21 protein-coding genes, 2 tRNA genes and 1 riboswitch are annotated in these 25,697 nt (G+C 53.3%); of the genes, 11 read left to right on the top strand and 12 right to left on the bottom strand.

The window, feature by feature from the left end:
- Nucleotides 1–202: 202 nt before the first annotated feature.
- The 4 genes from Q3A88_RS18520 to orn form a co-directional block, all read right to left on the bottom strand.
- The gene (locus Q3A88_RS18520) at nt 203–748 is read right to left on the bottom strand and encodes a hypothetical protein (RefSeq protein ID WP_040032123.1); all 546 of its coding nucleotides are present in this window, start codon (nt 746–748) and stop codon (nt 203–205) included.
- A gap of 465 nt (nt 749–1,213) precedes the next feature.
- A tRNA-Gly gene (locus tag Q3A88_RS18515) sits at nt 1,214–1,289 on the bottom strand.
- Between the two features lie 76 nt (nt 1,290–1,365).
- A tRNA-Gly gene (locus tag Q3A88_RS18510) sits at nt 1,366–1,441 on the bottom strand.
- A gap of 235 nt (nt 1,442–1,676) precedes the next feature.
- The gene (gene orn, locus Q3A88_RS18505) at nt 1,677–2,219 is read right to left on the bottom strand and encodes an oligoribonuclease (RefSeq protein WP_317178403.1); all 543 of its coding nucleotides are present in this window, start codon (nt 2,217–2,219) and stop codon (nt 1,677–1,679) included.
- Nucleotides 2,220–2,402: 183 nt separating this feature from the next.
- Between orn and rsgA the strand changes: the two genes are divergently transcribed.
- The 3 genes from rsgA (at nt 2,403) to mscM (ending at nt 8,003) form a co-directional block, all read left to right on the top strand.
- Nucleotides 2,403–3,452, top strand: a complete 1,050-nt coding sequence (rsgA, locus tag Q3A88_RS18500) for a small ribosomal subunit biogenesis GTPase RsgA (protein WP_110162335.1) — start codon at nt 2,403–2,405, stop codon at nt 3,450–3,452.
- A gap of 142 nt (nt 3,453–3,594) precedes the next feature.
- Nucleotides 3,595–4,623 (top strand): archaetidylserine decarboxylase, encoded by a 1,029-nt coding sequence (gene asd, locus Q3A88_RS18495; protein WP_075278394.1) that lies wholly within the window; start codon nt 3,595–3,597, stop codon nt 4,621–4,623.
- 56 nt (nt 4,624–4,679) lie between these two features.
- Entirely contained in the window at nt 4,680–8,003 is a 3,324-nt protein-coding gene (mscM, locus tag Q3A88_RS18490) for a miniconductance mechanosensitive channel MscM (RefSeq protein WP_039498018.1), read from the top strand.
- Between the two features lie 51 nt (nt 8,004–8,054).
- Here mscM and epmA read toward each other — a convergent pair whose 3' ends face one another.
- Nucleotides 8,055–9,032, bottom strand: a complete 978-nt coding sequence (gene epmA / locus Q3A88_RS18485) for an elongation factor P--(R)-beta-lysine ligase (RefSeq protein WP_039317631.1) — start codon at nt 9,030–9,032, stop codon at nt 8,055–8,057.
- Nucleotides 9,033–9,507: 475 nt separating this feature from the next.
- Here epmA and frdA point away from each other — a divergent pair, with 475 nt between their 5' ends.
- The 5 genes from frdA (at nt 9,508) to Q3A88_RS18460 (ending at nt 13,522) form a co-directional block, all read left to right on the top strand.
- Nucleotides 9,508–11,304: a fumarate reductase (quinol) flavoprotein subunit gene (gene frdA / locus Q3A88_RS18480; protein ID WP_010283134.1), complete on the top strand. Its 1,797-nt coding sequence runs from the start codon at nt 9,508–9,510 to the stop codon at nt 11,302–11,304.
- Nucleotides 11,297–12,034: a succinate dehydrogenase/fumarate reductase iron-sulfur subunit gene (locus Q3A88_RS18475; protein WP_010283136.1), complete on the top strand. Its 738-nt coding sequence runs from the start codon at nt 11,297–11,299 to the stop codon at nt 12,032–12,034. The genes frdA and Q3A88_RS18475 overlap by 8 nt, the downstream gene beginning before the upstream one ends.
- A gap of 13 nt (nt 12,035–12,047) precedes the next feature.
- Nucleotides 12,048–12,443 (top strand): fumarate reductase subunit FrdC, encoded by a 396-nt coding sequence (gene frdC / locus Q3A88_RS18470; RefSeq protein ID WP_010295522.1) that lies wholly within the window; start codon nt 12,048–12,050, stop codon nt 12,441–12,443.
- Between the two features lie 14 nt (nt 12,444–12,457).
- Complete coding sequence (gene frdD, locus Q3A88_RS18465; protein WP_005972985.1) at nt 12,458–12,814, top strand: fumarate reductase subunit FrdD; 357 nt, start codon at nt 12,458–12,460, stop codon at nt 12,812–12,814.
- A 123-nt stretch (nt 12,815–12,937) separates the two neighbouring features.
- The gene (locus Q3A88_RS18460) at nt 12,938–13,522 is read left to right on the top strand and encodes a lipocalin family protein (protein WP_110162334.1); all 585 of its coding nucleotides are present in this window, start codon (nt 12,938–12,940) and stop codon (nt 13,520–13,522) included.
- On the opposite strand, the gene Q3A88_RS18455 is transcribed toward Q3A88_RS18460, so the two are convergent.
- From Q3A88_RS18455 to efp, 3 genes are all read right to left on the bottom strand, one after another.
- Complete coding sequence (locus tag Q3A88_RS18455; protein WP_258307568.1) at nt 13,512–13,712, bottom strand: DMT family protein; 201 nt, start codon at nt 13,710–13,712, stop codon at nt 13,512–13,514. The two genes, Q3A88_RS18460 and Q3A88_RS18455, sit on opposite strands and share 11 nt — an antisense overlap.
- Nucleotides 13,713–13,967: 255 nt before the next feature.
- Nucleotides 13,968–14,099, bottom strand: a complete 132-nt coding sequence (locus Q3A88_RS18450; RefSeq protein WP_005972977.1) for an entericidin A/B family lipoprotein — start codon at nt 14,097–14,099, stop codon at nt 13,968–13,970.
- 183 nt (nt 14,100–14,282) lie between these two features.
- A complete protein-coding gene (efp, locus tag Q3A88_RS18445) occupies nt 14,283–14,849 on the bottom strand; it encodes an elongation factor P (protein WP_014916784.1) in 567 nt (188 codons plus the stop codon).
- A gap of 41 nt (nt 14,850–14,890) precedes the next feature.
- Between efp and epmB the strand changes: the two genes are divergently transcribed.
- Nucleotides 14,891–15,943 carry an EF-P beta-lysylation protein EpmB gene (gene epmB, locus Q3A88_RS18440; protein WP_039516867.1) on the top strand — a complete coding sequence of 351 codons (1,053 nt, stop codon included), beginning with the start codon at nt 14,891–14,893 and terminating at the stop codon, nt 15,941–15,943.
- Nucleotides 15,944–16,002: 59 nt separating this feature from the next.
- Here the strand turns inward: epmB and Q3A88_RS18435 are convergent, their stop codons facing one another.
- Together Q3A88_RS18435 and pgi are read right to left on the bottom strand one after the other, a co-directional pair.
- A complete protein-coding gene (locus tag Q3A88_RS18435; protein ID WP_014916786.1) occupies nt 16,003–16,350 on the bottom strand; it encodes a DUF4156 domain-containing protein in 348 nt (115 codons plus the stop codon).
- Between the two features lie 43 nt (nt 16,351–16,393).
- Nucleotides 16,394–18,043: a glucose-6-phosphate isomerase gene (gene pgi, locus Q3A88_RS18430; protein WP_039521676.1), complete on the bottom strand. Its 1,650-nt coding sequence runs from the start codon at nt 18,041–18,043 to the stop codon at nt 16,394–16,396.
- A gap of 168 nt (nt 18,044–18,211) precedes the next feature.
- Nucleotides 18,212–18,405, top strand: a riboswitch (Lysine riboswitch).
- Nucleotides 18,406–18,523: 118 nt separating this feature from the next.
- On the opposite strand from pgi, the gene lysC reads away from it, so the two are divergent.
- Nucleotides 18,524–19,900 carry a lysine-sensitive aspartokinase 3 gene (gene lysC, locus Q3A88_RS18425; protein ID WP_014916788.1) on the top strand — a complete coding sequence of 459 codons (1,377 nt, stop codon included), beginning with the start codon at nt 18,524–18,526 and terminating at the stop codon, nt 19,898–19,900.
- 42 nt (nt 19,901–19,942) lie between these two features.
- Here lysC and Q3A88_RS18420 read toward each other — a convergent pair whose 3' ends face one another.
- Nucleotides 19,943–21,589: a Na/Pi cotransporter family protein gene (locus tag Q3A88_RS18420; RefSeq protein WP_110162520.1), complete on the bottom strand. Its 1,647-nt coding sequence runs from the start codon at nt 21,587–21,589 to the stop codon at nt 19,943–19,945.
- A 306-nt stretch (nt 21,590–21,895) separates the two neighbouring features.
- Here Q3A88_RS18420 and Q3A88_RS18415 point away from each other — a divergent pair, with 306 nt between their 5' ends.
- On the top strand, nt 21,896–23,350 hold the full coding sequence (locus Q3A88_RS18415; RefSeq protein ID WP_317178402.1) for a DASS family sodium-coupled anion symporter: 1,455 nt from the start codon (nt 21,896–21,898) through the stop codon (nt 23,348–23,350).
- A gap of 70 nt (nt 23,351–23,420) precedes the next feature.
- Here the strand turns inward: Q3A88_RS18415 and Q3A88_RS18410 are convergent, their stop codons facing one another.
- A complete protein-coding gene (locus tag Q3A88_RS18410; protein ID WP_317178401.1) occupies nt 23,421–25,526 on the bottom strand; it encodes a TonB-dependent siderophore receptor in 2,106 nt (701 codons plus the stop codon).
- Nucleotides 25,527–25,697: the final 171 nt, after the last annotated feature.

Below are 25,697 nucleotides of genomic sequence, written 5' to 3'. Positions count from 1 at the left end.
GGGTCTGTTTGCTCACAAAACGGGCATTTTACCTCAACCGTTGCCATCAGGCTCTTCTTCTAAATATTTAGGAAAACAGATGAACATTCTACCTGACGATCACCGAGTTGAATACGTGACCCTCTGAATGGCTGCGTGGGTCAAGTGAATAGCCGTAGATTGCAGACAGCAGCCTGCAATCTACGGAAGAAAATAAAAATGACTATTTTTTCATTTCAAGGCTTTTCATTGCCTCTTTGCTTACCCCATGCGTTGAACTGCTAATAACACAGTTATAAGTCTCACTTTCATTAATAACCATAAAAGTGCTCACCGGGTTTTTCATTTTTTTATCAAGAGAGAAAAGAATATAAGCATTGGGTAAGGAACTTGGTTTAAATGCACCAAATGAATAGCTATCAGAGAGACCCAAAGCGGATAAATCGGCCGTTAATTCCATGGGTTGTGTACTGTGTGGCGAAGGGAACATGGATTTTGCCGACATCATCATTGACTGGGTATTAATATTATATTCTGTTGTCACTTTCATGCCGACGTATTTGGATTCAGGCATGTTCAGCTGTTTCTCACACATCGCATCGTGCTGCGGGCTGGGCGTTCCATTTTGCAGGACAGCGTGAATATGTTTGAGTTCAACTTGATCTTTTCCGGTATGTGCTTTTGCCGTGTCATCAGCCTGAGCAAACCCGCTCATCACTAAAGCCGCCGTCGCTACAACATGTAAAATAGTGCTATTTATTGCTTTCATTTTTCCATCCTCTTTTATCTATCTGTAGGGATAACCATATGATCCATGATAACAACCCATTATTTATTAAATAAATAATCGGAATGCCTCATGAAATTTAAATGATACTCCCCAGATAGCGTCGAATAGAAAAAATCACTAAAAACAATAACAACCTTCTTCATTTTAAACGATGTGATTTTTATAAATGCATTCTGGTTATAAACATAGTTAATTTTTAATATTACGTCAAAATCAAACCGACATAAAAAAATAAAATAGAAAAGAGAACCAGAATAAATATAACCAGACTAAGTATTTAATAAAATGATTTATCTACGATATCAACGATCAAGGCACAGCCCAGAGACATCACTCAGCGCACAGCATGGGTTTCTTACGCGATGAAGAAAGCAGAAAGCGTTTAACGGGTTTGATACATGAAAAGAGAAAAGGATACTGAATTGAAGAAAGAAACTAAAAGATTGGAGCGGGAAACGAGACTCGAACTCGCGACCCCGACCTTGGCAAGGTCGTGCTCTACCAACTGAGCTATTCCCGCGTATCGGACAGACATTAACAGGCGTTACGTCTGATTACTGCACACTGCTTGTATGGTGACAATCAGTGATAAAACGTGGAGCGGGAAACGAGACTCGAACTCGCGACCCCGACCTTGGCAAGGTCGTGCTCTACCAACTGAGCTATTCCCGCCCGGGAAATCTTCACACGATGTTGAAGTTCTTTAATTGAAATTCTTCATCGGTATGGGGTGCGCATTATACGAGAAATCCGTTTAACCGCAAGCCCCCCAAAATGAAAAATTATCTGACTGCTGATAAAAAAAACAATATGTTGATAAAATAGACATGCGCCGACAAAACAGGCGTTGTGGCGTACATAGCAGCAGATCGCGGCACATCACGCCCTAGCCGTTTTGCTTCAACGACTACAGCCGCAGAAAGTTCTCACGGTAATAGGCCAATTCCGCCAGTGATTCGCGAATGTCGTCCATTGCCTGATGCGTGCCTTGCTTCTTAAAGCCCGTCAGGATTTCTGGCTTCCAGCGTCGCGCCAGTTCTTTGAGCGTGCTGACATCCAGATAGCGGTAGTGGAAGTAGGCTTCCAGCTCTGGCATATAGCGGAACAGGAAGCGGCGATCCTGGCCGATGCTGTTGCCACAGATCGGCGATTTACCCGCCGGTACCCATTTTTGTAGAAACGCCAGCGTTTCCAACTCGGCAGCGCGTTCATCCATCGTGCTGGCTTTGACGCGATCCGTCAGGCCGCTGGCACCGTGCGTACGCATATTCCAGTCATCCATCAGCGCCAGTTGGCTGTCTGACTGATGCACCGCCATGACCGGCCCTTCAGCCAACACGTTCAAATTTGCATCCGTCACCAGCGTTGCGATCTCAATGATGCGATCGTGATCCGGGTTCAGACCCGTCATCTCGAGATCGATCCAGATCAGGTTATTTTCATCTACCATCGTGGGAATTCCTGTTGCATTGTGCCCTGTCGTCGATACAAGGATACCAGTATCAATCTCAATGCTGATACCGATAAGGTGGTATCAGTTAATTAAAATCAAATAGGGTGTATTATAGTCCGTTCAAACGCGGCGGGCGATAACGCACTGCCGCGAACGATAAATCGTCTTAAGTGAGGCTCAGTGAGCAAAAAGAAACTGTCGAAAGGTCAGCAGCGTCGGGTTAGCGCAAACCACCAGCGTCGCCTGAAAAAAACGGAAAGCAAAGTCGAATGGGAAGATAGCCAATTGGGCGATGCGCAGGAAGGCATTATCATCAGCCGATTCGGTATGCACGCCGATGTGGAAGCCGCCGATGGCGTGGTGCACCGCTGCAACATTCGTCGGACCCTTTCATCGCTGGTTACGGGCGATCGCGTCGTCTGGCGCCCAGGCCATGAATCACTCGCAGGCATCAGCGGGATCGTGGAAGCCGTTCACCCCCGCCATTCCGTCCTGACTCGCCCCGACTATTACGATGGCATTAAACCGATCGCCGCCAATATCGATCAGATCGTGATCGTTTCGGCGATCTTGCCTGAGCTGTCGCTGAACATTATCGATCGCTATCTGGTCGCCTGCGAAACGCTGGAGATCGACCCGCTGATCGTGCTGAACAAAATTGACCTGCTGGATGACAAATCTCGCCAGTTTGTTGATAAACAAATGGATATCTACCGCGCCCTCGACTATCGCGTGCTGATGGTTTCCAGCCATACTCAACAGGGTATCCCTGAATTGGAGCAAGCCCTCACCGACCGTATCAGCATTTTCGCCGGACAGTCAGGTGTCGGGAAATCCAGTCTGCTTAACGCGCTGCTCGCACTGGGCGAAGAACGGATTCTGGTGAATGAGGTGTCTGATAACTCAGGATTGGGGCAACACACCACCACCGCCTCCCGGCTTTACCACTTCCCGCACGGCGGCGACGTGATCGACTCACCGGGCGTGCGTGAATTTGGTCTGTGGCATCTGGAGCCTGAACAGGTGACAAGTGGTTTCATTGAGTTACGTAAATATATCGGCTCATGTAAGTTCCGCGACTGCAAACATGAAAACGATCCAGGCTGCGCGATCAATGCTGCACTTGCGCGCGGAGAGATTGCCACAGAGCGTTTTGATAACTATCACCGGATTCTGGAAAGCATGGCGCAAGTAAAAACGCGTAAAGGCTTTTCGGATACAGATAACTGACATTTATCATGACCATCGTTACAATGCGCCCCCTTTGAGGGTAAGTGAATGCGCTTATTCTCTCTGGGCTACCGCTGACAACGTCAAGTGTGTTCCCCAGACAGCTTGTTTTATGACGCACTATTAATCCAAGAGGCTCACAGTGCTGGATAATATCAAAATCAAATTACAGTATTGGCTTCCCAAGATCTGGCTAACCCGCTTAGCGGGCTGGGGAGCAAATAAGCGAGCAGGAAAACTCACCAAGCTGGTGATCGATCTGTTTGTCCGCCAATACAACGTCAACATGCAGGAAGCGCAGCAGCCGGATACCGCCTCCTACCGCACGTTTAACGAATTTTTCGTTCGCCCTCTGCGTCCTGGCATTCGCCCTGTCGATCCTCATGCGCACCGTCTGGTGCAGCCCGCTGACGGCGTGCTGTCGCAGTTTGGCCCTATTACCGACGGCAAGCTAATTCAGGCGAAGAACCACGACTACACGCTGGAAGCGTTGTTGGCTGGCAACTATGTGATGGCCGATCTGTTCCGCGACGGTCTGTTTGCCACCATCTATCTTTCGCCGCGTGATTATCACCGCCTCCACATGCCGTGCGACGGCGTACTGCGCGAGATGATTTATGTGCCGGGTGACCTGTTCTCCGTCAATCTGCTGACGGCCGATAACGTGCCGAATCTGTTTGCACGTAACGAACGCGTCATTTGCCTGTTTGATACTGCATTCGGCCCATTGGCACAGATTCTGGTGGGTGCGACCATTGTCGGTAGCATCGAAACCGTGTGGTCAGGCGTGGTGACCCCACCGCGTGAAGGCATCATCAAGCGTTGGACTTACCCGCAGGCGGGTGAAGAAGGTGCCGTCGTACTGGCAAAAGGCGAAGAAATGGGTCGCTTCAAGCTGGGCTCAACCGTGATTAACCTGTTTGCCGCAGGCAATAATCTCCAGTTTGCTGCTCACCTGAATACCATGAGCGTAACGCGTATGGGCGAGCCGTTTGCCGAAGTCCGTCAGGATGAGCAAACGCCTGTTGTCTTCCCGGAAGGCACCGAGCTGGAAGCTAACGACGCCGCACTATCGCCTGCCGCGGTAGCATCTGAGCCCGCTCAGGTTGAGGGACAAAATCCTGCGGTTGAGGCATCCGGCCAGACGGGCCACAAACCCGACGCGCCGTAAATAACGGCCGACTTTAGTCGCTTGTAAGAGTGTTGTTTGTAATAAAGGTAGCTAACGTGCGTCTGATTCTGACTTTTCTTTTGGGATGTTTATTATCAACTGCCGCGTTGGCTGCCACTGCGCCCAATGAGGCGCAGCTACGCCAGCAGCTACAGCAGGCGGAGGCCAACAAAGGTGCAGCCGATCAGGCGAAAATCGTTGAAGAATATCAGGCTGCGCTGAACACCCTGCAGGATCGCAAAGAGTCACTGGAGCGCGCCACACAGTATCAACGCGTTATTGATGATTTCCCCAAGCTGGTTCAGGAGCTACGTCGCCAGCTTAATGCCGAAGACGGCAAACCGTCGTCTATTTCAGACAGTCTCTCCAGCAACGATCTTGAACAGCAGTTACTGCAAACCAGTAGCCAACTGCTGGAACAGGCTCGCCAGCTCCAACAGGAACAGGATCGGCTGCGTGAAATCAGCGACTCACTGAGCCAGCTTCCGCAGCAGCAAACCGAAGCCAGCCGCATGCAAAGCGATGCGGAACGCCGTATTCAGTCTCTCGGTACGCCTGCTACCCCACTGGGGCAAGCGCAGCTCGTCGCGCTTCAGGCCGAATCTGCCCTGCGCAAAAGCCGGGTCGACGAACTGGAGCTGGCACAGCTTTCAGCCAGCAATCGTCAGGAGCTATCCCGGTTACGTGTCGAACTGTATAAAAAGCGCCACGACAGGCTGGATCTGCTGCAACAGGATTTACGCAGCAGACTCAACAATATGCGCCAGCGCGAAGCCGAACAGGCATTAGAGCGCACAGAGCTGCTCGCTGAACAAAGTGGCGATTTACCCAGCGTCATCAGCAAGCAGCTACAGGTTAACCGCGAGCTTTCCGTCGCGCTGAACCAGCAAGCGCAGCGGATGGACCTCATTGCTTCTCAGCAACGTCAGGCTGCCACGCACACCATTCAGGTTCGTCAGGCGCTGAGCACCATCCGCGAACAGGCACAGTGGCTCGGCGTTTCACCGATATTAGGTGAAACGTTACGGGCACAGATCGCCCGCCTGCCGGAAATGCCCAAGCCTCAGTTGCTGGATAGCGACATGGCGCAGTTGCGCGTACAGCGGCTGCACTTTGAAGACCTGATCAACAAACCGCAGGATCTTGATAAAGCCAAACAGGACAACGGCGATCCGCTGACCAGCGCACAGCAGCGTATCCTGACCGATCAGATGCGAACCCAGCGCGACCTGCTGACTTCGCTGATCTCCGGCTGTGATTCACAAATACTCGAACTAACCAAACTCAAAGTCGCCAATAACCAGTTGGCGGATGCGCTAACCGAAACACGGGAAGCAGCCCATCGCGACCTGTTCTGGGTTGCGGATGTCGATCCCGTGACGTTCGCCTATCCGCTCAAACTGGTACAGGATCTGACGCGCCTGCTGTCATTAGACACGCTGACGCAGCTGGGTAGCGCGCTGGTGATGATGGTGACCAGTCAGGAAACCGTGCTGCCGCTGCTGGGCGCGCTGCTGCTGGTTGGCTTTAGTATCAGCTCGCGCCGTCACTATCATGCGTTTATGGAGCGTGCCAGCAGCCGCGTCGGTAAGGTCACACTCGATCACTTTATGCTGACGCTGCGTACCGTGTTCTGGTCCATCCTTACCGCCCTGCCGCTACCGGTGCTCTGGGCCGCGCTGGGATACGGGCTGCAAAACGCCTGGCCTTACCCGATTGCCGTCGCTATCGGCGACAGCGTGACTGCCACCGTGCCGTTGATGTGGCTGGTGATGATCAGCGCCTCATTCTCGCATCCGCAGGGGCTGTTCATTGTCCACTTCCGCTGGTCGCCGGAGCGCGTAGCCAGAGCGATGCGCTACTACCGTCTCTCGATTGCCTTTATCGTGCCGCTGATTATGGCGCTGATTACGTTCGATAAGCTCAACGATCGCGAGTTTTCCAGCACGCTGGGACGGCTCTGCTTCATCCTGCTCTGTATGGCGCTGAGTCTGGTCACCACTGGGCTAAAACGCGCGGGTATCCCGCTGTATCTGGATAAAGAAGGCTCGGGGGAAAACTCCGTTAACCGAGCGATGTGGAACATCCTGATCGCCATGCCGCTTGTTGCCGCGCTGGCTTCCTGCATCGGCTATCTGGCCACCGCACAGGCGCTGTTAGCTCGTCTGGAAACCTCCGTCTCTATCTGGTTCTTCCTGCTAGTGGTTTACCACATTATTCGCCGTTGGATGCTGATTCAGCGCCGCCGCATCGCCTTCGATCGCGCCAAACAGCGACGTTCGGAAATTCTGGCGCAGCGTGCCAAAGGTGAAGAAGACACGCCGTCTGCGTCGTCCCATGAAAGCAGTTCGGACGCGGTGGAAGAACCCGTCGTCGATCTGGATGCCATCAGCGCCAAGTCCCTGCAGCTAGTACGCTCCATTCTGACGCTGATCGCACTGGTTTCTGTTATCGCGCTGTGGTCGGAAATTCATTCTGCCTTTGCATTCCTGGAAAATATCAGCCTGTGGGATGTCTCCAGTACGGTCAAAGGCGTGGAGAGCGTGCAGGCGATTACGCTGGGGTCGGTGCTGATCGCGATTCTGATCTTCATTGTTACCGCGCAGTTGGTACGTAACCTGCCCGCCCTGCTGGAGCTGGCGATCCTACAGCATCTGGATCTATCGCCGGGCAGCGGCTACGCCATTACCACCATCAGCAAATATATTCTGATGCTGATCGGCTGCCTGATGGGCTTCTCGCTGATCGGGATCGAATGGTCGAAACTGCAATGGCTGGTTGCTGCACTGGGTGTGGGACTCGGGTTCGGCTTACAGGAGATCTTTGCCAACTTTATCTCCGGCCTGATCATCCTGTTTGAGAAACCGATCCGCATCGGCGATACGGTCACGATCCGCGATCTTACGGGTAGCGTCATGCGGATTAACACCCGCGCCACCACCATTTCCGACTGGGATAGAAAAGAGATCATCGTGCCGAACAAGGCATTTATCACCGAGCAGTTTATCAACTGGTCGCTGTCGGATTCCGTCACGCGTGTGGTGATGACGGTGCCAGCTCCGGCGAACGCGAACAGTCAGGAAGTCACAGAACTGCTGATGGATGCGGTGAAGCGCTGTTCGCTGATTCTGGATACACCAGAGCCCGAAGCCTTCCTGGTTGACCTGCAACAGGGGATTCAGATTTTCGAGCTGCGCGTGTTCGCCGCCGAAATGGGGCACCGTATGCCGCTGCGCCACGAACTGCATCAGTTGATTCTGGAAAACTACCGCAAACACAATCTGGAGCTTCCTTTCCCACCGTTCCAGGTGAAAATGGACAATCTGTCGCGCAGTGGAAAAACGCTGACGCCACGGCAGCGGACGCCGGGCAGCTTATAAGAAGGGAAAACGGGCGGCGGCCAGATGTGGCAGCGCCCTACTTCAAACGGATTACGCGCGATCGACAGAGAACGCGATCACATCACTCAGCCTCTCGGCATTCAGCGCCAGCATGATCAAACGATCCACACCTAACGCCACACCCGCACACTCCGGCAGACCGTGTTTCAACGCCGCCAGCAGGTTTTCATCAATCGGCTGCTGTGGCAAATCCCGCGCGGCACGCTTGCGATTATCCTGCTCGAAACGCTGACGTTGTTCATCGGCATCGGTCAATTCACGGAAGCCGTTCGCCAATTCAATCCCCTTGAAATAGACTTCAAAACGCTCGGCGACACGATGGTCTTCCGAACTGATCTCGGCCAGTGAAGCCTGCGTTGCAGGGAAATGATAGACAAACGCCGGTTTGTCGCGCCCGATATGCGGCTCAACGCCAAAGGTGAACAGCATCTGCACCAGCGAATCGCGATCGTCTTCACGGCAGGCGATATCGCCCAGCCCGAGTTTTTCTGCTGCTTCGCGCAGCTGCGCTTTATCAACAGACAGAGGGTCGATCTCCAGATGGCGTAAAAACGCCTGCTGATAGGAGAGCATTTCCGCGCTTTCACAATCCAGTACCTGCTGCAACAGGTCATCGACCTCATTCATCAGGCGGTACATATCATAGTGAGGGCGATACCATTCCAGCATAGTGAATTCTGGATTGTGGTGTCGGCCTGATTCTTCATTGCGGAAACTACGACACAGTTGAAAGATCGGTCCGCTACCGGCAGCCAGCAGACGCTTCATGTGGTATTCCGGGCTGGTCATCAAATACAGCGTCATGCCATCCGCAGCACCGGGACCAACGAAGCGGGTCTGGAACGGGTATAAGAAAATATCCGTTACCGTAGCCTGGCTCATGGCAGGCGTTTCGACCTCCAGTACACCACGATCGGTGAAGAAACGTCGGACAGCAGCAATGATCGACGCTCGTTTCAACAAATTAGCGACAGAAGCACTAGGTTGCCAACTTGTCGTCTCGCTCATGGTTCTTACTCCAAAGTCAAACAGGGGGTGCAGTCTACCCGCATCAGCCCAAATTTCCAGCGGAAAAAAGGCCAGACGCGCTTTTCAGCAATGCATGATCTCCCCTCCAAGAGGGAGCGGTCAGGATAGCCGCTATAAATTATACCCAGTGGATCATTTTCTTATATCCACCTCAAAAGGGTTATTAAAGAAATAAAAGCATCATTTCCCCCTAAATAAGCCTTTCGATCACGTTTTTATCAATAAATACGCAGCCTGCTGAAAAAACCACAAAATGCGGGATCACATCAAATTTCATCTACCCATAATTCGGTATAATCATTCCCACACAAAAATTATAGGTTTATCTATTCTTTATACCTCTATCACATAATTTTCAGCGGGTTTGATATTAAGCTCGGATATTAAAGACAGAAACGAATAGATATTATTTTTTTATTTTAACTTAATTAACTTAAGTAACTGGAGGAATGCATTGCAAACCTTTAATGCCGATTTGGCCATTATCGGGGCCGGAGGAGCTGGCCTACGAGCGGCAATTGCTGCCGCAGAAGCCAACCCTCAACTGAAAATTGCGCTGATCTCAAAAGTCTACCCAATGCGTAGCCATACCGTGGCGGCAGAAGGTGGGTCAGCAGCAGTAACTCAGGAACACGATAGCTTCGATTATCACTTCAACGACACCGTATCGGGTGGCGACTGGCTGTGTGAACAAGACGTGGTTGAGCACTTCGTCAAACACTGCCCGGAAGAGATGATTCAACTGGAACAGTGGGGCTGCCCCTGGAGCCGTAAACCAGATGGTTCTGTCAACGTTCGCCGCTTTGGCGGGATGAAGATCGAACGCACCTGGTTTGCCGCCGATAAAACCGGCTTCCACATGCTGCATACCCTGTTCCAAACTTCCCTTAAATATCCGCAAATCCAACGCTTCGACGAGCACTTTGTCCTCGATGTTCTGGTCGATGACGGTCAAGCGCGCGGTCTTGTTGCCATCAATATGATGGAAGGTTCGCTGATTCAGATCCGCGCTAACGCCGTGGTGCTGGCGACAGGCGGCGCAGGCCGCGTGTACCGTTACAACACCAACGGCGGCATCGTCACAGGCGATGGCATGGGCATGGCATTCCGCCACGGCGTCCCGCTGCGTGATATGGAATTCGTTCAGTATCACCCAACCGGTTTGCCCGGCTCCGGTATCCTGATGACTGAAGGCTGTCGCGGCGAAGGCGGCATCATGGTCAACAAAGACGGCTACCGTTACCTGCAAGACTACGGCATGGGCCCGGAAACGCCGCTTGGCGAGCCGAAAAACAAATACATGGAGCTGGGGCCGCGCGATAAGGTCTCGCAGGCGTTCTGGCACGAATGGCGCGCAGGCCGCACCGTCTCAACCCCGTTGGGCGATGTGGTTTACCTCGATCTGCGCCACCTCGGCGAGAAGAAACTGCAGGAACGTCTGCCGTTCATCTGCGAACTGGCAAAAGCCTATGTCGGTGTCGATCCGGTGAAAGAGCCGATTCCTATCCGTCCTACCGCGCACTACACAATGGGCGGCATTGAAACCGATCAGAACTGCGAAACCCGCATCAAGGGTCTGTTCGCCGTCGGCGAATGTTCCTCGGTTGGTCTGCACGGTGCGAACCGTCTCGGTTCCAACTCGCTGGCCGAACTGGTGGTCTTCGGTCGCGTTGCGGGTGAGCATGCCGTACAGCGCGCACAGGCAGCAGCACCGGCCAACGGCACGGCGCTGGATGCACAAACCCGCGACATCGAACAGCGTCTGCATGACCTGATGAATCAGGAAGGCACCGAAAGCTGGGCGAAAATCCGTGACGAAATGGGCATGTCGATGGAAGAAGGCTGCGGTATTTACCGCACCACCGATCTGATGCAGAAAACCGTCGATAAGATGGCAGAGCTGAAAGAACGCTTCAAACGCGTGAAAATCACCGACCGCTCCAGCGTGTTCAATACCGACCTGCTGTACACCGTTGAGCTGGGCCATAGCCTGGATGTTGCGGAATGTATGGCGCACTCGGCGATCAACCGTAAAGAGTCCCGCGGCGCCCACCAGCGTCTGGATGACGGTTGCACCGAACGTGATGACGTTAACTTCCTGAAGCATACGCTGGCGTTCTATAACCCGGAAGGCGCACCTCGTCTGGAGTATAGCGATGTGAAGATTACCAAGCTTCCACCGGCCAAACGCGTATATGGTGCAGAAGGTGATACGCAGGAAGGCAGCAAGAAGGAGCAGGCGAATGGCTGAGATGATCAAAACCCTGAAAATGGAAGTCATGCGCTATAACCCTGAACAGGACAGCGAACCGTATTTTGAGACGTTCGATGTCCCGTACAACACGCAGACCTCCCTGCTGGATGCGCTGGGTTATATCAAAGATAACCTGGCACCGGACCTCTCCTACCGCTGGTCCTGCCGTATGGCGATCTGTGGTTCCTGCGGCATGATGGTGAATAACGTCCCTAAACTGGCCTGTAAAACCTTTCTGCGTGAATACACGAACGGTCTGAAGGTCGAAGCGCTGGGCAACTTCCCCATCGAACGCGATTTAGTGGTCGATATGACCCACTTTATCGAGAGCCTGGAAGCCATCAAGCCGTACATCATCGGCAACGATCGTAAGCCTGCTGACGGCCCGAACAAGCAGACTCCGGCGCAAATGGCGAAGTATCACCAGTTCTCCGGCTGTATTAACTGTGGCCTGTGCTATGCGGCATGCCCACAGTTCGGCCTGAACCCTGAGTTCATCGGTCCGGCAGCAATTACGCTGGCGCACCGTTATAACCTGGACAACCGCGATCACGGCAAGAAAGAGCGTATGGCGCAGTTGAACGGAAATAACGGCGTCTGGACCTGTACGTTTGTGGGCTACTGCTCAGAAGTGTGTCCGAAGCACGTCGATCCTGCCGCTGCCATCCAGCAAGGCAAAGTCGAAAGCGCGAAAGACTTCATGATCGCCATGCTGAAACCACAATAAGGGAGGGACAATGATGACATCTAAACGTAAAGCGTATGTTCGCGGTATGTCGCCGACCTGGTGGAAAAAGCTGGGGTTCTACCGCTTTTATATGTTGCGTGAAGGGACTGCCGTCCCTGCCGTCTGGTTCAGCATCGTGCTGATGTTTGGCGTTTTCGCGCTAAAAAACGGGCCGGAAGGCTGGGCAAACTTCGTCAGCTTCCTGCAAAACCCGCTGGTGCTGCTGATCAATATCGTTGCTCTGCTCGCTGCTGCGCTGCATACCAAAACCTGGTTTGAACTGGCACCGAAGGCCAGCATCATCGTGATTAAAGATGAAAAAATGGGGCCAGAGCCGATCATTAAAGGGCTGTGGGCTGTCACCGTGGTGGTAACCGTAGCCGTTCTGGCGATCGCCTTACTATTCTGAACAGGAGAAATAATGTGATTAACCCAACGCCAAAACGTTCTGACGAACCGCCTTTCTGGGGCCTGTTCGGCGCTGGTGGGATGTGGAGCGCGTTCTTCGCTCCGGTGATCATTCTGCTGGTCGGCGTGATGCTGCCTCTGGGCTTGTTTCCGGACGCGTTAACCTATGAGCGCATCGCCGCGTTCAGCCAGAGCTTTATCGGCCGTGTCTTTTTACTGCTGATGATTGTACTGCCGCTCTGGTGTGGCCTGCATCGTATCCACCATGCGATGCATGACCTGAAAATCCACGTTCCTGCCGGAAAATGGGTGTTCTACGGTCTGGCGGCCATCCTGACCGTGGTTACCGTTATCGGTGTCGTTACGCTGTAGAGGTAACATCTGTAAATTTGTACCTAACGGCCTGTACGAGATCGTCGCAGGCCGTATTATTTCCCCGCCTGACCACGTCCATCGTCTACACTGGAACAAAGATGAAAACGATGAGATGTCAATATGATGCCCTTTAACGCTATTCGCTTTAACAGCACGTTATTCAAAAGCCTTCTCTTCACCATCAGACGACGTGGGAAAGCCTGCGTTGCCGCGTTGATAGCACTCTTTTCTGTCGCCTGTAGCGTGACGCCGCCCAATAACGTCACCGTCGTGGAAAACTTTGACGTCAATCGTTACCTCGGTACATGGTATGAGATCGCCCGCCTCGACCACCGTTTTGAACGCAATATGGAACGCGTGACAGCAACCTATAGCCCAAGGGATGACGGCGGAATCAAGGTGATCAATCGTGGCTTTAACGTCGAAAAACAGGAATGGAAAGAGAGCATCGGGAAAGCGTATTTCACGGGTTCGCCTCAGCGTGGCGCGCTAAAAGTGTCGTTCTTCGGGCCGTTCTATGGCGGCTACAACATTATTGAGCTGGACGACGACTACCGCTACGCCCTGATTTGCGGGCCGAACCGCGACTACCTGTGGATTCTCTCACGCACGCCAACGTTGGATCCTGCGACACGCGACAAACTGGTCGCCACAGCCAAACGCTACGGCTTCCCGACAGAAGCGCTTATTTGGGTCAATCAGTAATCTGAGTGTATTGACCGCAATACAAAAAGAAAACCGCGCCCGGCAGACAAATATAATCGGTTCGGCGCGGTTCTTTTAACATGAACGTGGAAAAAGGAATAAACAAGGAAAGACCGAACGCGCCCTGCAATATTTTCACTATTCCGGTAAAGGCGACCTGATAGCTAATCCGATTTGCAGATTCCTGCAAAAAGCATGCGAATAATACAATACCTCGATTGACCAATTATCCAGATTCGACCACTGAAATAGCGTAAATGTCCGTATCAGGCGACCTCCATAAATATATTACTCAACGTCAGCATGCTGGCAGGCATGGCAAGAGGCGACGTTATTACTTCACCGAGCGATCCACATTTTCATTTCCTCAATGTATGGAAGAAAACACCATCACGGTATTTTCTTCCACTCGGAAACGTTATTACGACTTATTTCCCACGTTGGGCTATTGGGCGCTGCGCTGAATGGCCTTCCCACCCGCTTCAACATCTTGCCCAACGCCGCGGGTGGTATTGCACCCAACCACTGCAGAGAGAATAACCAGAGAGAAAATGGCAACAAAAGCTTTCTTCAACATACTCGATTCCTTCTTTATGAGAATAGGATTTCAACGGTACGAAAGTGACTGCTTTTTAAGCGTAGCCAATTTTAATGCTTGTGGCGGTTTTTTCGGATGAGGGGCAAAACAGGGGAAAGACTTGAATGAGAAAAAATGAATTAAAAAGGCCGCCCTCACAGAAGGCGGCCTTCTTCGCATTAATTACTTAACGCGTGAAACGTATTCGCCAGAACGCGTGTCAACTCTGACAACTTCGCCGATCTGTACGAACAATGGTACTTTAACGACCGCGCCAGTGCTCAGCGTTGCTGGCTTACCGCCAGTACCGGCAGTGTCGCCTTTCAGGCCTGGGTCGGTATCGGTGATTTCAGCTTCGATGAAATTCGGTGGCTGAACGGCGATAGGACGACCATCCCACAGGGTAACGATACATTCGGCGTTGTCTTGCAGCCATTTTGCCGCATCACCAACGGTCTTCTCTTCAACCTGATGCTGTTCAAACGTCTCAGGGTGCATGAAGTGGTAGAACTCACCGTCGTTGTACAGGTAGTTCATGTTGGTATCAACGACGTCTGCGCCTTCTGCAGAATCGGTAGACTTGAAGGTTTTTTCAACGCGAGAGCCCGTCAACAGGCGACGCATTTTTACGCGAGCAAAAGCCTGGCCTTTACCCGGCTTAACAAACTCACTGGATTCGACGGCATACGGTTCGCCTTCGAATATGATTTTAAGACCGGAACGGAAATCGTTGCTAGAATAAGTCGCCATAAAGGCCCTCTACAATTTTAATACTGGTACGAAGCCAAAAAATGGCACACATTGTAACCCTAAATATACCTTCCAGAGAAGATTGGTTGCAGCAACTTGCGGACGTAATTACCGATCCTGATGAATTACTGCAACTTTTGGCACTGAGCGATCACGCTAAACTCCGGCAAGGCCGTGATGCACGCCGGCTTTTTGCGCTGCGTGTACCGCGCGCCTTCGCGGCACGGATGCAAAAAGGCAATCCTGACGATCCGTTGCTGCTACAGGTATTGACCGCGCATGAGGAGTTTATCGCCACCCCAGGCTTCACTCATGACCCGCTTGATGAGCAACACAGCGTCGTGCCGGGGCTACTGCACAAATATCACAACCGTGCCTTGCTGCTGGTTAAAGGCGGCTGTGCGGTAAACTGCCGCTACTGCTTCCGCCGCCATTTCCCCTATCAGGATAATCAGGGCAACAAGGCAAACTGGCGTCAGGCGCTGGATTATATCCGCCAGCACCCAGAACTGGATGAAATTATTTTTTCCGGTGGCGACCCGCTGATGGCTAAAGACCACGAGCTGGATTGGCTGATCACCGAGCTGGAACACATCCCACATCTGAAACGCCTGCGCATTCATAGCCGTTTGCCGGTGGTCATCCCTGCACGTATTACCGATGCGCTGTGCGATCGCCTGTCACGTAGTTCGCTTCAGGTGTTGCTGGTGACGCATATTAACCACCCGCAGGAAATTGATCCTGATTTAACACAAAGTATGGCGCGTTTGCGCCGTGCAGGCGTGACGCTGCTCAACCAAAGCGTGCTGCTGCGCGGAGTGAATGACAGTGCAGAGACACTCGCCCGGCTCAGCAATGCGCTATTTGACGCAGGAATTCTGCCTTATTACCTGCACGTGCTGGATAAGGTTCAGGGTGCCGCGCATTTTCTGGTAGATGACAACGAGGCGCGCGTCTTAGTCAAAGCGCTGCTGAAGAAGGTATCCGGCTATCTGGTGCCCCGTCTGGCACGGGAAATCGGTGGGGAAGCCAGCAAAACGCCGCTGGATTTAGGGATGAAGCAGCATCAGGATGACGCTGGGATAGTCGGTTGAGCAATACGTTAGGAAAGCGGTGAGAGCAAAATGCCACTCTCACCGGGTTTTTCTTTAGCTTAAGGACACTTGTAGACGCTGCCGCTCATCTTGCTGTCCAGCGGCGCAAAGCTTGACCAGAAGGTCTCACTCGGACTGGTTGCACCATAGACCGTATTGCCTCCCATCGCCGCCGCTTTATTACGCAGATCGTTTGCCGCACCGCGCATAGAACTGCCGTCGCTATGGTTGCCCGCCAGCCAGTTAGACTGGCTACCGCTAGCCTGCCCCAACAGCTGACATTCGCTGCCTGGCTTGGTATCCGTGAACGTCACGGCCTGCCCGGCGGCGCTGAGTTGGCTACTGCTACTGCTGCATCCCGCCAGCAACACTGCCGCGGCTAGTCCCAACAAAATACGAACCTGCATGTCTTCCTCCTTGCGATTGAAAAACCAAAGGGCACAGGCCCGATTAGTTACGCCACGCTTTGAAGCGGTTGATCAGTCCGTTGGTAGAACTGTCATGGCTGTCGATCGTACTGTCATTTTCCAGCTCTGGCAGAATACGGTTTGCCAGTTGTTTCCCTAACTCCACGCCCCACTGATCGAATGTGAAGATGTTCAGGATCGCGCCCTGAGTGAAGATTTTGTGCTCATACAGTGCAATCAGCGCGCCCAGGCTGTACGGGGTGATTTCGCGCAGCAGGATAGAGTTGGTCGGGCGATTGCCTTCGAATACTTTAAACGGCGCGACGTGTTCAACTTCTTTTGGACTTTTGCCTGCCGCCGCAAATTCTGCTTCTACCACCTCACGGCTCTTCCCGAACGCCAGTGCTTCCGTCTGTGCAAAGAAGTTCGACAGCAGCTTGCTGTGATGATCGCTCAATGGGTTATGACTCACCGCTGGCGCAATGAAATCACACGGAACCAGCTTGGTGCCCTGATGGATCAACTGGTAGAACGCATGCTGGCCGTTCGTACCTGGTTCACCCCAGATAATCGGCCCGGTCTGGTAATCCACTGGATTGCCATTGCGATCGGCAGATTTCCCGTTGGATTCCATATTTCCCTGTTGGAAATAGGCGGCAAAACGGTGCATGTATTGGTCATACGGCAGAATCGCTTCAGTTTCAGCACCGAAGAAATTGTTGTACCAAATGCCGATCAGCGCCAGCAGCACTGGCAGGTTTTTCTCCGCTGGCGTGGAAGCAAAGTGCTTGTCCATCGCGTGCGCGCCGCTCAGCAGTTTTTCAAAGTTATCAAAGCCCAGAGAGAGAATGATCGACAGCCCAATCGCCGACCACAGAGAGTAGCGTCCGCCAACCCAGTCCCAGAATTCGAACATGTTGTCGGTATCGATACCAAATTCGCCGACGGCTTTCGCGTTGGTGGACAGCGCAGCAAAGTGCTTGGCAACATGTTTCTCGTCCTGCGCCGTTTTCAGGAACCAGTCGCGAGCGCTGTGCGCGTTGGTCATGGTTTCCTGCGTGGTGAAGGTTTTCGACGCGACGAGGAACAGCGTAGTTTCTGGGTTCAGCGGCTTCAACGTTTCAGCGATGTGCGTGCCGTCAACGTTGGAGACAAAGTGCATGTTGAGGTGATTTTTATAAGGCTTCAGCGCTTCCGTTACCATGAACGGGCCCAGATCGGAGCCACCGATACCGATGTTAACCACGTCGGTAATGGTTTTGCCGGTATAGCCTTTCCACTCACCGCCAATCACGCGTTCGCTGAAATCTTTCATCTTCGCCAGCACCGCGTTGACTTCCGGCATCACATCTTTGCCATCTACCAGAATCGGCGTGTTGCTGCGGTTACGCAGGGCAACGTGCAGAACGGCGCGGTCTTCCGTGCGGTTGATTTTCTCGCCAGCAAACATGGACTGAATCGCCGCAGACAGGTCGGTTTCCCGTGCCAGCGCGTGCAGTTTTTCCATCGTTTCTGCCGTGATGCGGTTTTTGGAGTAATCCACCAGCATCTGATCGTCGAACGTCGCGGAAAAATGCGTGAAACGCTCGCTATCTTGTGCAAACAGCTCGCTGATTTGCACGTCTTTCATCGCGTCAAAATGGTGTTGTAATGCCTGCCAGGCGGCAGTTTGGCTTGGATTAATATTTTTCATAATGCGACTTTCTCTCTAAGCATGAGTTCAAAGTGACTGAATCGATTGTATCCCTTAAAATCCAGATTGAGATCCCTTTTCTTGCTAAAAGCGGTTCATGCCGTTTTGTTTATTGACAGAAACCGCATAACCCGTTATTTGTAACACCGTACTTGCACACTCGGTGTGCAAGCCAGAAGAGGCGCATCGCCCAGGTAAGATATCGGAGGAACCGTAATCCGCTGATGATATCTGAGGGGGAGCGATGCCGAGATGCGGTGAAAATACGGTTTTCACCCTATCGACTACAGAGGCTGAATCCTCTGGGTTGTCACCGGATTTGTCCTGATGGACATCCAGCAAGGTGGAGCGCTTCTGGGTGTATCGTAGTCATTTTTTCTACGCCTGCCCCCTACTTTTGCTCTCCCCCTGTGCCAAGGCTGATTAATGGAATGCTGTTTACTGAAAAACAGCCTACCCCCTGACACGAGGTTTTTTGACATGTCTGCAACTGAAGTCTCCGCAAACGCGAACTCTACCGTTATTGCCAAATTTGGCGGCACCAGCGTGGCGGACTTTGACGCCATGAATCGCAGTGCCGATGTGGTGTTATCCAATCCGAATGTGCGCGTTGTGGTGCTGTCAGCATCAGCGGGTATCACGAATTTACTGGTCGCGCTCGCGGAAGGTCAAACGCCGGAAACGCGCGCCGAGCATCTGGCAAAAATCCGCCAAATCCAATACGCCATCATCGACAGACTGACCAATCAAAGCGTGATTCGCGATGAGATTGATCGCATGCTGGACAGCGTCACTACCCTGTCTGAAGCGGCGGCGCTCGCGACGTCAAACGCCCTGACCGATGAACTGGTCAGCCACGGCGAACTCATGTCTACCCTGCTGTTTGTCGAGATTCTGCGCCAGCGTGATGTCGTTGCAGAATGGTTCGATGTGCGCAAAATCATGCGTACCGACGATCACTTTGGCCGTGCTCAGCCGGACTGTGACGTACTGGGCGAACTGACTCGCAGCCAGCTGCAGCCGCGTCTTGAGCAAGGTCTGGTGATCACTCAGGGTTTTATCGGTAGCGAAGCAAAAGGCCGCACGACCACGTTGGGTCGCGGCGGTAGCGATTATACGGCGGCACTGCTGGGCGAAGCACTCAACGTCAGCCGGATTGATATCTGGACCGATGTTCCCGGCATCTACACCACCGATCCACGCGTGGTGCCGACCGCAAAACGCATCGACCAAATCATGTTTGAAGAAGCCGCCGAAATGGCGACATTTGGCGCGAAAGTCCTGCACCCGGCCACGCTGCTGCCTGCGGTGCGTAGCGATATTCCAGTGTTCGTCGGTTCCAGCAAAGATCCGGCCGCTGGCGGTACGCTGGTGTGCAATAAAACCGAAAATCCGCCGCTGTTCCGCGCGCTGGCGCTGCGTCGTAAACAAACGCTGCTTAAGCTGTATAGCCTGAACATGCTGCACGCACGCGGTTTTCTGGCCGAAGTGTTCAGCATTCTGGCGCGTCACAACATCTCCGTTGACCTGATCACGACGTCAGAAGTCAACGTCGCGCTGACGCTCGACACAACCGGCTCCACCTCAACGGGCGACAGCCTGCTCTCCAGCGCCTTGCTGACCGAACTGTCATCGCTGTGTCGGGTTGAGGTTGAAGAGAATCTGTCGCTGGTCGCGTTGATCGGCAACAATCTGTCTCAGGCGTGTGGCGTCGGGAAAGAAGTGTTTGGCGTACTGGAGCCCTTCCGTATTCGCCTGATCTGCTACGGCGCCAGCAGCAACAACCTGTGCTTCCTGGTACCGGGTGACGACGCCGAGCGAGTGGTACAAACACTGCACCGCAGCCTGTTCGAGTAAGCTCCTTCTATCTTGTGGGGGAAACACCCCCACAAGATTCTGTCACAGCGTCAGCGGTGACTCTTCGCGTTCTTCATCCCCATCCTGCTGCACAATCAAGACGTTATACGCTACCGCACAGAACAGTGAATTCAGTCGGTTCATGTCCCCGAGTAAGCTCAAATGGAGCGAACTGGTTTCCAGACTCTGTACGTTGTGCTGATGTAAGCGATCGACATGCGCATGGGCATAACGGCGGTTCATAATACGGAAGCGGTGTTTGGCACGGCGCAGGCGTTTCGCGCTGGTGACATCCTCCGACAGGAAAACCGACAGTCCCAGACGCAGATTCGCCAGCAGCTGTTCATGTAGATGGTTCAACTCTTCCAGACCTTGCGCAGAAAACGCCATGCGTACGCCGGAGGAATGATTGGCAATGTCATCTGCCATGCGTTCGATAATATCCCCCGCCTGCTCCAGATTCAGCGCTACTTCGATCACCTCAGCCCAGCGCCGGGAATCTCGCTCATCCAAGCCGTCTTTCTGAATCTGCGCCAGATAGAGCTTAATCGCGGTGTAAAGGATATCGACATCGTCATCGAGTCGACGAATCTCCCGCCGCTGCATATGGTCGCCCTGCAAGACTTCGCGGTACAAACGCAGCATCTGCTCCAGCACATCGCCAATGCGCAGCGTTTCCCGCGCGGCGTTGGTTAGCGCCAGCGCCGGCGTGTCCAGCGAGCTGGTGTCCAGATGGCGCGGTTTCATTTGGAGATCGACCTGCGGCGAGTCAGCAATCATCGCGCAGGACAGGCGTGCCACCACACCGGTGAGCGGAATAAGCAGCAGACAGCGAATCAGGTTGTAGAACAGATGGAAGTAGATCACCAGCTCTTCGGCACCCAGCGGAATACGCGTCAACCAGCGTGAAAGCGGCTCGACCAGCGGCAACACGACCAAACAGCCTATCAGCTTGAACAGCATGCTGCCGAGCGCCACGCGTCGGCCTGCCGCATTCTGCGTCGAGGTGCTCATCATCGTCAGCAATCCGCTGCCCAGATTGGCACCAATGACCAAACACATCGCCACTTCCAGCGAGATCACACCGCTTGCCGTCAGAGTTGCCGTTAGCAGCACCGCTGCCAGACTGGAATAGGTAATCACCGCGAACAGCGCGCCAGCCAGTGCATCCAGCATGACGTCGCCCGTCAACGAGGAAAACAGCACCTTCACACCCGACGTTTGCGTGATCGGAGCCGCGGCCACGACAATCATTTCCAGCGCCAGCAAAATCAGCCCGAGCCCAATCGCCACGCGACCAACCTGACCCACCCGCGTCTGCCTACGGCTGAGGAAAAATATCACGCCCAGAAAAATCAGCAGCGGAGAAAGCCAGGACAGATCGAACGTCAGAATTCGCACCATCAGTGCCGTACCGACATCCGCCCCGAGAATAATCACCAGCGCAGGCGTTAATGCCACCAGCCCCTGTGAGACAAAAGAGGTCGTCAGCAACGCGGTCGCATTGCTGCTCTGCACCAGCGCGGTTACGCCAATACCGGCCATAAAGGCCAACGGTTTTTTCTCAACGCTATCGCTGAGAACCCGCCGTAACTGGGTGCCATAAACTCGCATGATACCTGTGCGAACAATGTGAGTGCCCCACACCAGTAACGCAATCGCAGAAAGGAGATTCAGCAGTGTTAACAAAAAGTCCGCGCCTCCAGCTAAACGTGTGTTGATGAAATAGAAGGTGTTGATGACGTAATGAATGACCATCTTACCAGATGTTGGCGGACCGTACTGCGAGGCAGCCCGCGCCAAAGCAAAATCGCCCACAAATCAACTAATGATAAAAATTACTTAACTGACAATATTTAAAAAACAGAATCCAAATCAATAAGCCAATAATTTTGCCTCACGCCTTTCCCGGTTAACGCTATGCTCTTTTTATCCCTATAACTCTTATGGGTTATAACCCTGCACAATCTTGCAGCCCTCGAGTAAGGAAAATGGATGAAAACGAAAACCTCATATGGACTGAACTGGCTTCCGCTAATCATTATTCTCGCCATCACCGCCTTTTTTTGGCAAATGGAACCCCCAACTGGCTTAAGCCCCGCCGCCTGGCACTCCGCCGTCCTCTTCGTCGCCACGATCGTGAGCATTGTCGCGAACGTTCTCCCGATTGGGGCTATCGGTATTATCAGTATCACGCTCTTTGCGCTGACGTACGCCGCGGGAGATACAACGGCCAGCGGCGCGATACAAACCGCACTCAGCGACCTGAACAGCTCGCTGATCTGGCTGATTGTTGTCGCTTTCATGATCGCACGCGGCTTTATCAAAACAGGGCTGGGTCGTCGTATCGCCTTGCAGATGATCCGCATGTTGGGAAAACGCACGCTGGGTCTGGCTTACGGGCTGGCCTTTGCCGATCTGGTGCTGTCCCCTGCGATGCCAAGCAACACCGCACGCTGCGGCGGGATTATTTATCCCATTGCCGATTCGCTGTCGCGCAGCTTCGACTCCAAACCGGAAGATGCCTCGCGCAGCAAGATTGGTACCTTCCTAATTACCTGTATCGGTAACGTTAACGATGTGACCGCTTCGCTGTTTATGACTGCTTACACCGGCAACCTGCTGGCGGTAAAACTGGCGGCCAACGCGGGCGTGACCATCACGTGGGGAAGCTGGTTTCTGGCAGCGCTCGTGCCTTGTTTGATTTCTCTGGCCGTTGTCCCCCTGCTCGTCTACTGGTTGACCAAACCAGAAATTCGCCATACGCCAGATGCGCCAAAACTGGCTGTCGCCGAACTGGCAAAAATGGGCAACATGAGCCGCGGTGAATGGCTGATGGCCTTCACCGTCGTCCTGCTGCTCGTACTGTGGATTTTTGGCGATAAATTAGGTGTGGATGCCACGACAGCCTCTTTCGTCGGGCTGTCTTTCCTGCTGTTAACCGGCGTACTGAGCTGGGAAGACGTGAAGAGCGAGAAAGGGGCCTGGGATACGCTGATTTGGTTCGCCGCACTGCTGATGATGGCAAATCAGTTGAAAAAGCTCGGCTTCACGAACTGGTTTGGCGATCTCATCGGCAGCAACATCGGCCACTTAATGCAGGGAACCAGCTGGGTATTGGTGCTGTTGCTGCTGAATGCGGCCTATTTCTACACCCACTATTTCTTCGCCAGCGGCAACGCGCAGATCGCCGCGCTTTTTGCAGTGTTCCTCGGTGTCGGGATCAACCTGAACATTCCGGCGGTGCCGATGGCATTCATGCTGGCGTTTACCAGCAGCCTGTACTGCTCACTGACGCAATATACCCACGCACGCGGCCCCATCTTGTTCGGCGCGGGCTACGTGCCCACCGCCGTCTGGTGGCGTACCGGCTTCGTCGTCAGTCTGGTGAATCAGGCGATCTTCATGAGCGCGGGTCTGCTGTGGTGGAAAGCGATTGGCCTGTATTGATCGTTAGCGAATACATGATGTGAAAAGCCGGGGAAACCCGGCTTTCGTTTTATTGCCGCAAAACACGCGATCAGAACGAGTAAGAGACGCTACCGACTACGCTGCGTTCGGCACCGAAGTAACAGAACTCCAGCGAGTTACAGGACGCCACGTAGCGTTTATCGGTCAGATTACTAACGTTAAGCTGTGCACTTAGCCCTTTCAGACCGACCTTCGAGAGATCGTACCCCACCGCCATATCCACCAGCGTGTAAGAAGGCAGCGTGTGAGTGTTGGCGCGATCGGAGGTCACGCCATTCACGTAACGTACGCCAGAGCCAATCGTCAGGCCGTCCAGTGGACCGCTTTTGACATCATAGCTGGCCCAGGCGCTGGCCTGATTGCGCGGCGCGTACACCGCGCGTTTTCCTTGCTCAGCCACACTGCTTTTCTTATAGCGAATATCCGTATAGGTATAGGCCGCTTGCAGACGCAGATTATCGGTAATGTGGCTCACCGCCTCCAGTTCAACCCCTTCAGACTCAATTTCACCCACGGAACGGTAAGGATCGTTAGGCTGAACTTTTGTCGCCACATTCTTCTGGTTAATACGGAATACCGACAGGCTGTACTGATCCTGAGAACCCTCAGGCTGATACTTCATCCCGGCTTCCCACTGCTTGCCTTTCATCGGTTCCAGCACGTTGCCGTTATCATCGGCGAAGCTGGTCGGCGTAAAGGCCGTGGAATAGCTGACATACGGTGCAACGCCATTATCAAACAGGTAGAGCAAGGCGGCACGCGAGCTAAAGTTGTTTTTATCCAACTCGCTGTGTGTCCCCTTCGTATGATTAACGTGGGTCACTTTTACCCGATCGTGACGACCGCCCAGTGTTAAGCGCCAGCGCTCCCAGCTCATTTGATCTTGTAGATAGATGCCCGTCTGTTGCAGCTTGTGCTTTTCCAGCGTACCGGACATGGCCGTTGGACCGGAGCCGTAAACGGGATTAAACGCGTCGAGCGCTGGGAAGGAACCCGAAGGCCAGTCCACATTATTATTACGCTGCTGATAGTCGATCCCCACCAGCAGGCGGTGGTTCACCGCACCGGTATCCACGCTGCCATCGAGCTGATTATCTAACGTTAATGCAGACAGCGACTCGCGGGAACCCGAGTAATAACGGGTCAGCGTATCGGCGGTCGGCTGCGTCCAGCCATAGGCGTATACCTGATCCAAATGCACTTTGGTACGCAGATAACGCACTTTTTGGCGCACCGCCCAGCCGCTATCAAAAGCGTGTTCAACGTTGTATCCCACCATGTTTTGCTTACGGTCGTATTTCTCATAATTCTCTTCCCCTTCATAGAAGGTGTTCGAGATTTTCCGCCCGTTGTGCGCGACCACCGTACCGTCATACGGCAACCCCGAGTGACTGCCGCCTTCTGGATCGCGTTGCAGGTACGCCATCAACTCCAGGCGGGTCTTGTCGGAAATCCGCCACAGCAGGCTAGGTGCAATCGCATAGCGTTCTTCTTTCAGCGGCCCAAATTGGGTATCCGCCTCACGCACCATCCCACCCAGACGAAACGCAAAACGTTCGTCATCATCCAGCGGACCGGTAACGTCAAACGCCGCACCGCGCTGGGCATTGTTGCCTGCAAACAACTTGATCTGTCCGCTGCGATCGAACGACGGCTGACGGGAATTCAGCGCCACAATCCCACCCGGAGAAGAACGCCCGTAGAGGACGGACGCCGGGCCTCTGACCACTTCAATGCTGTCGAGAAACCAGGGATCGATAACCAGCGAGCTATGAGAGTTGGTATCCCCCATCATCTTCAGCCCGTCGAGATAGACGTTATCGAGGCTGCCGTCGGAAAAGCCGCGCAGCACCATGTAGTCAAAGCGGTTGGACGCGCCGATTTGGTTGTTGTACACGCCCGGCGTATAGCCGACCGCCTGACGAACGCTGGTCGCCCCCTGTTCCTGAATCTGATCGCGCGTAATGATAGAAACGGCCTGAGGAGTCTCAATATCGGGCGTTTCCAGCTTAGTCGCGCCGCGTTGCGTTTGAGACGTCACGACTAACGTATCACCCTGAGAAGAAGAGGATGGCGTATCCTGCGCCAGTGCCGACACCGTTAATCCACTGGTGAAACAGCCAACCACCAGCGCCAGCCGCGTTTTTCTGAACATGGGAATCTCCACAAACCTTATTATTGTAAATAAGAATTATTACCGTTTTTAGTCTTGCGATAGCTATGCGCAGTGACAACTTGCGTATGCGCAATGACAAAACGGGAACTCAGCGAGAAAGCGTCAAACGGGCAGCCAAGTGACAATATCTGGCATAAATAAGGCTCAGAA

This window comes from Pectobacterium sp. HCp5_1 (assembly GCF_032905925.1).
Taxonomy (GTDB): domain Bacteria; phylum Pseudomonadota; class Gammaproteobacteria; order Enterobacterales; family Enterobacteriaceae; genus Pectobacterium; species Pectobacterium brasiliense_A.
The sequence above is the reverse complement of the archived record's forward strand: the minus strand, read 5'-3'. Positions and strand labels throughout refer to the sequence as shown.